Genomic DNA, 8536 nt, shown 5'->3' on the forward strand with positions numbered 1-8536 from the left:
CATTCTTAACCTTTATACTTTAGAAGTCTCTCAGAGACTTCATTAGATTTATTTTAACATTAATCCTGTATAACGTCACCCACTGATGCTCTGTAGAAGCTCATAGAGCTTCATTAGAATCCTTTTAAGTGCTTCATTAAATCATTTTTGCCTTATTTTAATAAAAAAATCGACTTTTAAGATTTTAATTTAAATCCTCTTAAATTTATCAACAAAAAAAGAGCAATTACAATTTATATATGTAACGCTCTTTAAAATATAAAAATTATTTATCAGTAATTCTTACTATAAGTTTTGCTAAAACTTCTTTGTCATTTGAATCTGCAGAATCCCATAACTCTTTAAGAAGTCTTTCTTCATCTGTTTTTGGATCAACATTATTTGCTAAAAAGCTTCCAACCTTTTCAGCAATATTAGTTATTGTTCCATCTGACATTCCTACAGTTTCTCCTAAATCAACAGCTTTGCCAAGAGTATCTTTCCACTTGCTCCAATTTTTTAAAGTTTCCATATACTATTCACCTCCTATAATAACTTATTATTAGTATTTAAGAAAAAATAAATGTACCTATAATACTAAATTTATAGGTACATTTATTAATTATTTTTTATTTAATCCACTTTTTTCATATAATTCGTAAAAATGATGAGTTGGTCCTACACCTTTTCCAAGCTCAAATCCATTTTCTATAGCAACCGTTATATATCTTTTTCCTTCTTCAACGGCTTCAACTACATTCATACCCTTAGCTAAATTTGCTGCAATGGCAGAAGATAAGGTACATCCTGTTCCATGTGTATGTATAGTATTTACCCTTCTACCTTTAAATATAGTAAAGTTCTTTCCATCAAACAATAAATCGTCAGCTTCACTTTCTAAATGACCACCTTTTACCAAAACATATTTTGGACCTAATTCATATAATTTAGTAGCAGCTTCCTTCATGCTCTCCATATCCTTAATTTCAACCCCTAAAATCTCTTCAGCCTCTGGTAAGTTAGGTGTTATTAATGTAGCTAAAGGAAACAACTCTTTAATTAAAGTATCCTTAGCATCCTCTGATAATAGTTTAAAACCAGTTTTTGAAATCATAACTGGATCCAATACTATTACTGGCAGCTTATCAACTTTTCTAAAAGATTCTGATATAGCTTTTATAGATTCTATCTTTGAAACCATTCCTATTTTTATAGCATCAATATGAATATCATCAAAAAGCACCTCTATTTGCTTTGATATAATTTCTGGGCTTATATCTTGAATCCCAAAAACTCCTTGAGTACTTTGAGCTGTTATAGCCGTAATTACACTCATTCCATAAACGCCATTTGCCGAAAATGATTTTATATCAGCTTGAATACCTGCTCCTCCACAAGAATCAGAACCTGCAATAGTTAAAGCTTTAAACATAATATTTACTCCCTTCCTTTAATTAATAAATTTTTTATGGCAGGTATATTTAAAAATATTAATGCTATTATAGCTCCTCCTACACAACTAATTGAAAAAGGTACTATGAAAAAGGTCAATGCAGCTTGTTTACCTAAAATATAAGCATATATTGGATAAGCTAGTAATGCTCCTAATAAACCAGTACCTACTACTTCTCCCAATGCTGATGCATATATATTCTTAAAGTACTTATACATTAATGCTGCTAAAAATGCTCCAACCATACTTCCTGGAAATGCTAATAAGGTACCTGTTCCTAGGGCATTTCTAAGTAAGGATATTGAAAAAGCATTTAATACTGCATAATAAGGACCTAATAATACTGCTGAAACCACATTTATAAAATGCTGAACCGGAGCCATTTTAGCGCCTAATACAGGAATTGTTAATAAAGTACTTGTTGTTGTACCTATTGCTATTAATACTCCGCTTATTGCTATTTTTGAAGTGCTTGATACATTAATTCTTTTTTCCATTGTTAATCCCCCTAAAAATTAGCCAAGGAGACTTATATCCGCCATATTTTTGTACATAAATAAAAAAGAAAAAATAAAAGTGTAGCAAGAGCTACACTAATTTTAGTACAAAACTAATGCTTCCCTACGCTGGATTTACCCAGATCAGGTTATAAGAGTCAGAAAATCTTGTTTTCTATCTCAGCTGGCAACACCAGCCCCCCTAGCTAAATATTAAAATTTAATCTATATCTAATATACCATTTAATTATTTATAGTGCAATTGCTGTAACCTTGTTTTAAGCTAATAAGCTAATTATCTCTTCAATACCAACAACCATACCATTGTTTGTTCCAAAATTAACTATAACCTTATTAACACCGTTACTATTAAGATTAGTTATTAATTTCCCTAGTTTTTCATTATTTAGCCCCACAAGTTTTGACGCACTTAATTGTTCCATATGTACCTTGTTTTTAGCTAAATCAGCCTCAGTATATATGTATATGTATTTATCATTACCTGAGTTTCTTATTAAAACCTCTATATTATTTTCATCTGTAGCTTCTCTAGCAACTATATAAGTTCTTTCCTTAAGCTCTAAAGAATTAGTATTTCTAAAACTTGTGTTTGTATATATCTCTTCATATCTATTTATAAGATATTGAATATTTTCTGATAAAATAGAAGAACTTTCTGTATCTTTATTAATAAAACAACTATTAAAATTATTGTCTCTATTTTTAAGCACAATTATAAACTTAGATAAGGAAAACTCTTCATAATTACTATAATCTGAAGTTATCAATTCTCTGTCAGTATAAATGTATATAGATTTTTCTCCTACATTTGAAGATAAAACAGCTATATGCCCATCTTTAGTCCATATATAAACCTTATCTAACTTAAGTAAAACCTCAAGCTTAGCTAATTCATAAACCTTAGTATTTCTAATTAAATCAAATTTTTTAACTTCTTCAACAAAATTCATTTTCATATCTCCTTAAACCTTTTAAGCTTATTTCCCGAAAACTTGTTCTTTTAATTTTTTTCCTGTTTTTGTAATAGCTATTCCACCCATAGCAGTTTCCTTAAGTTCACTAGGCATATTTTTTCCAACATCATACATAGCACTTAAAACATCATCAAATGGAATCTTACTGTTTACTCCTGCCATAACTAAATCAGCTGTTGATAGGGCACTAACAGCTCCCGCTACATTTCTTTTAGCGCATGGAACCTCTACTAAGCCAGCAACTGGATCACATACTAGTCCCATGATATTTTTAAAAACTATAGCCGCAGCATTAAGGCTCATTTCTGGAGTTCCCCCCATCATTTCTACTACAGCAGCAGCCCCCATAGCAGAGGCTGAACCACACTCTGCCTGACATCCACCCTCTGCACCTGCTAAAGTTGCATTTTGAGCTATTATAATACCTAAAGCAGAAGCTGCAAACAATCCTTTTATAGCACCTTCATAATCAAGCTCTAACTGCTCTACCGCTGTAATAATAACTGCTGGCAATATACCACAAGATCCAGCCGTAGGACATGCCACTATTTTTCCCATAGAAGCATTTACTTCTGCACAGGACATAGCTCTTGCCATTGCTTTTATAATAACATTTCCTGTAAGGGATTTTCCACTATTTAAGTATTTATTTATTTTATATCCATCTCCACCAATTAACCCACTTACAGAGAAAACTTCTTCTTCCATTCCTTGTCTGCAAGCTTCCAGCATGACATCATAACTTTTCTCCATCATTTTAATTACTTCTTCTCTAGTTAATTCTGAGGTTTCCATTTCATAAAGAATAGCATATTCACTTAGTGAAATGCCCTTATCAGCGCATATATTTAGAAGCTCCTCACCTGTTTTTGCTAACAATTTTTATTCTCCTTCCTTAATAGGATTTATCCTTATAACTTTTGATATGTAGTCTATATTTTTTATTCCATTTAAAACCTTATCTGAAATTTCATTATCAACTTCAAATATCATAGTTGCTTCCTTACCCTTTTGGCTTCTAAAAACCTTCATAAAAGCAATATTTATTGTATCTTCATACAAAAGTGATGTTACCTTCGATACTGCTCCTGGTACATCCTTATGATTTACAATTAAGGTAGGATAACTTCCTGTAAAATCAACTTCTTGATCATTTATAGCTTTTATAACTATACTTCCCCCACCTATTGAGCAGCCTGTTATAGAATAGTTACTACCACTTACTCCATTCATTATACATTTTACAGTATTAGGGTGTACATCTCCTAAATCCCCTTCTTCAAACTCTATCTTTATACCTAAATCCTCTGCTATACCCAAAGCATCCCTTAGACGTATATCCCCAGGATTCATTCCTAGTATACCTGCAGTAAGAGCTCTATCTGTTCCATGACCTTTATAAGTTTTCCCAAAAGATCCATGAAGGATAAACTTAACAGCTTTTAATTCCTCCCCAGCTATAACTCTTGCAATTCTCCCAATTCTAGCAGCTCCTGCCGTATGGGAGGAAGAGGGCCCTATCATAATAGGCCCAATTATATCAAACACTCCATACTTTTTCATAATTACCACCTTTTTATCTTTTTGTTAAACTAATATTTATAAAAACAACTTCCACCTATAAACTCTCTTAATATAGAATTACCTGGAACCATTTCTGTATCTATATCTTTAAAGAATCCCAAAAACGACTTTAATCTTTGAGCCTCGTAATAAACATCACTTTCTTCCTTTATCTTATCTAGTTCAAAAAGTGCATACTTTCTAAGCACACAAAGCTCATATACAAGGGTTGAATTAAACATAACATCTGCATCTTCTTGGAATACAAATATATTCTTTTCTTCTCCTCTTTTTATAGAGTTCCACATTAAAAGAGTATCCTCTCCACCATACCCTCTAGTTAGATAATCTCTAACTATTCTTCTAATTTTTCTAACATCTGTGGTTGCAATTCTATTATGATTATCTAGGTTCAGTTGTGTCAATGCACTTATATAAATTTTAAATTTATTCACATCTGAAATAGAAGCTGTTAATTGATCATTTAATCCATGTATACCTTCTATTATTAACAAACCATTTTGAGGTAATACAAGTTCATGCCCATGCCATTCTCTTTTCCCCTTAACAAAGTTAAAACTAGGTATCTCAACTTTTTTACCTTTTAATAGTAACTCTAAATGCTTGTTAAATAAATCTAAATCTAAAGAATTTATGGATTCAAAATCAGGTTTTCCATCTTCCCCTATAGGGTTTTTCTCTCTATCTACAAAATAATCATCCAAAGATATTGGAGTAGGTATAAATCCATTTACCCTTAATTGAACTCCTAATCTCTTTGAAAAAGTTGTTTTTCCCGAAGAACTTGGTCCTGCTATCAAAATAACTTTTACATCTTTTCTTTCTGAAATCATATCTGCTATATTAGCTATCTTCTTCTCATGCAGTGCCTCTGAAACCTGTATAATATCTATAATCTCACTAGATTCAATCTTATCATTTAAAGAGCCTACTTCTCCAACACCTAAAATATCAAGCCATGTTTCATTTTCATAAAATATATTTGATAACTTTTTATGTTCCTTAAACGCTTGTATCTCTAATGGTTTCTTATCATCTGGATACCTTAGAATAAAACCTTTATCATAATTAATAACATCAAAAACCTTTATTTCTTTAGTATTAACTGCCATATGACCATAGAAATAATCATATCTTCCATCTAGCTCATATAACTTAACTGTTTCTAGATTCATATGATTAAGCAATTTTACCTTATCAATCATTCCATAATCCTTAAAAATTTCTATAGCATCTTCCTTTAAAAATTTATTTTTACTTATAGGAATTTTTCTATCAATTAGTTCCTGCATTCTAATTTTAATCTTATTAACATCCTCTTCCGTTAAAACTTCCTCTTTGTGGATTTCCCCAAATATCCCCTTACTAATTGAATGTTCCATAGTTATTTTTGATTCTGGGAAAATATCTAAAGCTGCTTTTATAAATAAAAAAGTTACAGTTCTTCCATAAGCCATTGTTCCAATAGGGTTATTGTTATAAATAACCTCAAAATCTCCAGACTCCTCAACTTTCCTACTTAACTCTATATACTTTTTATTTAATCTTCCTAGCATTATAGGTAAATTACTCTCTTTATAATATTTATTTATAATTTCAGTGAATTCTATTCCTCTATCAACTTCTACTTTAAGACCATTACATAAATTTAATTGAATTTTACTCATGTCACATAACCTCCAAACAATTAACTATTCATTACTATTATATAACAAACCTTAAACTTGATAACTACTACATATAATTATCTTTATTTGGATAAATTATTTTGGAGGTGTTTTTTTATGTTTATAGTTTTAATTAGAACTTGTATATTGTATATTTTAGTAGTTTTAGTTATTCGATTAATGGGAAAACGACAGATAGGAGAATTACAGCCTTACGAACTTGTAATAACTATTGTAATTTCTGATTTGGCTACTGTTCCAATGCAAGACGTAAGACTACCATTAATTTTAGGAATAATTCCTATAATAACCTTACTTATTTTAGAAGTCTTTTTTACTGAACTTCAAATAAGAAGTAAATTCATGAGAAAACTAATAGATGGGGATCCTTCTGTTCTTATAAGAGATGGTAAAATTAATGAAAAAGCATTAAAAAGTCAAAGAATTCATATAGAAGACCTTCTTGAAGAATTAAGATTAACAGGAAATTTTGATATCTCTTCAATTAAATATGCCATATTAGAAAGCAATGGTCAGTTATCTATAATGTCTAAAGAAAATAATGAAAACCGTCATTTACCTTTAGTTTTATTATACAATGGAAAGGTAAATAAAGACTCTCTAAAAAAATTACATAAAGACGTTAAATGGCTACAAGACAAAGTTTCATCAAAAAATCTAAGTATGGACGAAGTATTTATAATAATAATGGATAGCTCTGGTAAACTTCAATACCAAGCAAAAGGAGAATTTGAAAAATTGGATGGTGAGAATACATGAAAAATATATTAACATCCTTGGCACTATTTTTAGCATTAATAAGTTTTATGTTTTACTCACACATTAAATTAAATAAGGCCTGCATCGAAATAATAGATATTAGTGAAAATTTAGAGGAATTAATTAATAATGAAGATTGGGAAGGTGGATACACTAAAGCTATTGAGCTTATAGACTCTGTAACTCAAAGCTCTACGCCTTTATCCTTATATATAAATCATACAGAATTTGATAATATAAGCTCTGAAGCAATTAAATTGACTCAATATATAGAGACTACAGATGAGGAAGATTCCCTTGCATCCATACACCTTATAAAGTTTTCTGCTGAGACAATGTTAAAGCTTCAAGAGATACGACTTAAAAATATTTTCTAAAAATATCATTTTTTTTGATTTACATATAGAAAATAGCTTGTACATTTAGTATAATTAACATAAAGGGATTAGTCCCGGTGGGACGTAACAAGTCCACTAACAAAAATGATATCTTGGAGAGATATTAATATTTCTCCAGTAAATAAATGAAAGGTGGTAAAATCATGGCATTAGTTACTACAAAAGAAATGTTCAAAAAAGCTTACGAAGGCGGATACGCAATAGGTGCTTTCAATATCAACAACCTAGAAATCATTCAAGGAGTTTTAAGAGGAGCTAAAGCTAAAAATTCTGCTGTTATACTTCAATGTTCTACAGGAGCTATAAAATATGCTGGAGCTGCATACCTTAAAGCAATGGTTGATGCTGCTATCGAAGAAACTGGTATAGATGTTGCATTACACTTAGACCACGGTCCAAGTTTAGATGCTGTTAAAGAAGTTATAGATGCTGGATTTACATCAGTAATGTTTGATGGTTCTCACTATGACTATGAAGAAAATGTTAGATTAACTAAAGAAGTAGTTGAATACGCTCATGCTAAAGGAGTTGTTGTTGAAGCTGAACTAGGAGTTTTAGCAGGAGTAGAAGATGATGTAGTTGCTGCAGAACATATCTACACTGATCCAGAACAAGCAGTTGACTTTGTTAACAGAACTGGAGTTGATTCATTAGCAATCGCTATAGGAACATCTCACGGAGCATTCAAATTCCCATTAGATTTCAAACCACAATTAAGATTTGATATATTAGAAGAAATCCAAGCTAAATTACCAGGTTTCCCAATCGTTCTTCACGGAGCTTCAGCTGTTGATCCAAAAGCAGTTGAAACTTGTAACCAATATGGTGGAGATATTGCTGGAGCTAAAGGAATTCCAGTTGATATGTTAAGAAAAGCTTCTGGAATGGCTGTATGTAAAATAAACATGGATACAGACTTAAGATTAGCTTTCACAGCTGCTGTAAGAAAAACTTTTGGAGATAAACCAAAAGAATTCGATCCAAGAGCATATCTTGGAGCTGGAAGAAATGCTGTTCAAAGCACAGTAGAATCTAAAATAGATGAAGTTTTAGGATCAATTGATTCTATGAAATAATTCCTTAAAAGATGGCTTATGCCATCTTTTTTGTTTTTCTTGCTTTCTTGCTTTCTTGCTTTCTTGCTTTCTTGCTTTCTTGCTTTCTTGCTTTCTTGCTTTCTTGC

Annotated in this window: 10 protein-coding genes and 1 riboswitch; of the genes, 3 read left to right on the top strand and 7 right to left on the bottom strand. The window is 30.9% G+C overall.

The genetic code is table 11. From position 1 onward, the window contains the following. Positions 1 to 265 precede the first annotated feature (265 nt). The 7 genes from L1S49_RS14190 to L1S49_RS14220 all read right to left on the bottom strand — a co-directional run bounded on the left by L1S49_RS14190 (position 266) and on the right by L1S49_RS14220 (position 6175). Positions 266 to 511: a DUF3243 domain-containing protein gene (locus L1S49_RS14190; RefSeq protein WP_073020793.1), complete on the bottom strand. Its 246-nt coding sequence runs from the start codon at positions 509 to 511 to the stop codon at positions 266 to 268. A 90-nt stretch (positions 512 to 601) separates the two neighbouring features. Further along, positions 602 to 1411, bottom strand: a complete 810-nt coding sequence (gene thiD, locus L1S49_RS14195; protein WP_238905612.1) for a bifunctional hydroxymethylpyrimidine kinase/phosphomethylpyrimidine kinase — start codon at positions 1409 to 1411, stop codon at positions 602 to 604. A 5-nt stretch (positions 1412 to 1416) separates the two neighbouring features. Continuing rightward, positions 1417 to 1929: an energy coupling factor transporter S component ThiW gene (thiW, locus tag L1S49_RS14200; protein WP_021803073.1), complete on the bottom strand. Its 513-nt coding sequence runs from the start codon at positions 1927 to 1929 to the stop codon at positions 1417 to 1419. Between the two features lie 104 nt (positions 1930 to 2033). Next, positions 2034 to 2143, bottom strand: a riboswitch (TPP riboswitch). Between the two features lie 64 nt (positions 2144 to 2207). Beyond that, a complete protein-coding gene (locus L1S49_RS14205; RefSeq protein ID WP_238905614.1) occupies positions 2208 to 2900 on the bottom strand; it encodes a hypothetical protein in 693 nt (230 codons plus the stop codon). Between the two features lie 27 nt (positions 2901 to 2927). Next, entirely contained in the window at positions 2928 to 3803 is an 876-nt protein-coding gene (sdaAA, locus tag L1S49_RS14210; protein WP_238905619.1) for an L-serine ammonia-lyase, iron-sulfur-dependent, subunit alpha, read from the bottom strand. Positions 3804 to 3806: 3 nt separating this feature from the next. Beyond that, positions 3807 to 4487: an L-serine ammonia-lyase, iron-sulfur-dependent subunit beta gene (gene sdaAB / locus L1S49_RS14215; RefSeq protein ID WP_238905621.1), complete on the bottom strand. Its 681-nt coding sequence runs from the start codon at positions 4485 to 4487 to the stop codon at positions 3807 to 3809. A 29-nt stretch (positions 4488 to 4516) separates the two neighbouring features. Further along, a complete protein-coding gene (locus L1S49_RS14220) occupies positions 4517 to 6175 on the bottom strand; it encodes a nucleoside kinase (protein ID WP_238905623.1) in 1659 nt (552 codons plus the stop codon). Positions 6176 to 6292: 117 nt separating this feature from the next. On the opposite strand from L1S49_RS14220, the gene L1S49_RS14225 reads away from it, so the two are divergent. The 3 genes from L1S49_RS14225 (at position 6293) to fba (ending at position 8429) form a co-directional block, all read left to right on the top strand. Continuing rightward, positions 6293 to 6955 (top strand): DUF421 domain-containing protein, encoded by a 663-nt coding sequence (locus L1S49_RS14225; RefSeq protein ID WP_238905625.1) that lies wholly within the window; start codon positions 6293 to 6295, stop codon positions 6953 to 6955. Continuing rightward, the gene (locus L1S49_RS14230; RefSeq protein WP_238905627.1) at positions 6952 to 7332 is read left to right on the top strand and encodes a DUF4363 family protein; all 381 of its coding nucleotides are present in this window, start codon (positions 6952 to 6954) and stop codon (positions 7330 to 7332) included. Before L1S49_RS14225 ends, L1S49_RS14230 begins: the two co-directional genes overlap by 4 nt. A gap of 164 nt (positions 7333 to 7496) precedes the next feature. Then, complete coding sequence (fba, locus tag L1S49_RS14235) at positions 7497 to 8429, top strand: class II fructose-1,6-bisphosphate aldolase (protein ID WP_238905628.1); 933 nt, start codon at positions 7497 to 7499, stop codon at positions 8427 to 8429. The last annotated feature ends 107 nt before the right edge of the window (positions 8430 to 8536 follow it).

Source organism: Clostridium sp. YIM B02506 (assembly GCF_022324845.1).
Taxonomy (GTDB): domain Bacteria; phylum Bacillota; class Clostridia; order Clostridiales; family Clostridiaceae; genus Clostridium_T; species Clostridium_T intestinale.

Excerpts from the sequence above, each read along its gene's own strand:
- sdaAB (WP_238905621.1), bottom strand. The coding sequence starts at position 4,487 with ATGAAAAAGTATGGAGTGTTTGATATAATTGGGCCTATTATGATAGGG.
- fba (WP_238905628.1), top strand. The coding sequence starts at position 7,497 with ATGGCATTAGTTACTACAAAAGAAATGTTCAAAAAAGCTTACGAAGGC.
- L1S49_RS14190 (WP_073020793.1), bottom strand. The coding sequence starts at position 511 with ATGGAAACTTTAAAAAATTGGAGCAAGTGGAAAGATACTCTTGGCAAA.
- thiW (WP_021803073.1), bottom strand. The coding sequence starts at position 1,929 with ATGGAAAAAAGAATTAATGTATCAAGCACTTCAAAAATAGCAATAAGC.
- L1S49_RS14205 (WP_238905614.1), bottom strand. The coding sequence starts at position 2,900 with ATGAATTTTGTTGAAGAAGTTAAAAAATTTGATTTAATTAGAAATACT.
- L1S49_RS14230 (WP_238905627.1), top strand. The coding sequence starts at position 6,952 with ATGAAAAATATATTAACATCCTTGGCACTATTTTTAGCATTAATAAGT.
- thiD (WP_238905612.1), bottom strand. The coding sequence starts at position 1,411 with ATGTTTAAAGCTTTAACTATTGCAGGTTCTGATTCTTGTGGAGGAGCA.
- L1S49_RS14220 (WP_238905623.1), bottom strand. The coding sequence starts at position 6,175 with ATGAGTAAAATTCAATTAAATTTATGTAATGGTCTTAAAGTAGAAGTT.
- L1S49_RS14225 (WP_238905625.1), top strand. The coding sequence starts at position 6,293 with ATGTTTATAGTTTTAATTAGAACTTGTATATTGTATATTTTAGTAGTT.